We start from the raw sequence: 506 nt of genomic DNA on the forward strand, positions 1-506 counted from the left end.
GTTTGGTAAAAAAGCAAAGCGTTCTGCGCTAATTCTAAAAACGCTGTAAAACCAGACATTGGATGCAAACAGTAAAACGAAAAAGACGGCTTAATCGCCGTCTTTTTTATGCGCTTTTGCGCGCGAGTCGCTTTTCAGTGTTGGCGCTGTTGTCTTTCGCCGTTGCGCTTTCTTGCGCTTTGCCTTTCAGGCTGACCACTTCTTTTTCTGGCAATTCTGCTGCTTCACCGAAGAACTTACCGCCCGGTTCAATGCTCAGATTGTTGCTCCAGATTTTACCACTGACACGGCCTTTAGTGAGTACTTGGATGTGCTCTGCGTGACAGTTTCCGTCCAGAATACCATTGATGATCAGCTGCTTGGCATACACATCGCCAGTGACTCTACCGCTTTCTGCAACGACTAACGTGCCTTCGACATTCAGTTGACCATCGACGATGCCGTCAATCTGGACGTCGTTTTCTACTTTGAGTTCTCCGCTAACAGTACAGCCTTTGGCGATGAGA

At 47.6% G+C, this 506-nt stretch carries 1 protein-coding gene; it reads right to left on the reverse strand.

The annotated features are described in order from the left end of the window. Positions 1-106 precede the first annotated feature (106 nt). Positions 107-448, reverse strand: coding sequence for a polymer-forming cytoskeletal protein (locus tag R7Q46_RS30610; protein ID WP_318078771.1), 342 nt, complete (start codon positions 446-448; stop codon positions 107-109). Between the last annotated feature and the right edge of the window lie 58 nt (positions 449-506).

The sequence above is a fragment of the Vibrio sp. 811 genome, from assembly GCF_033339195.1.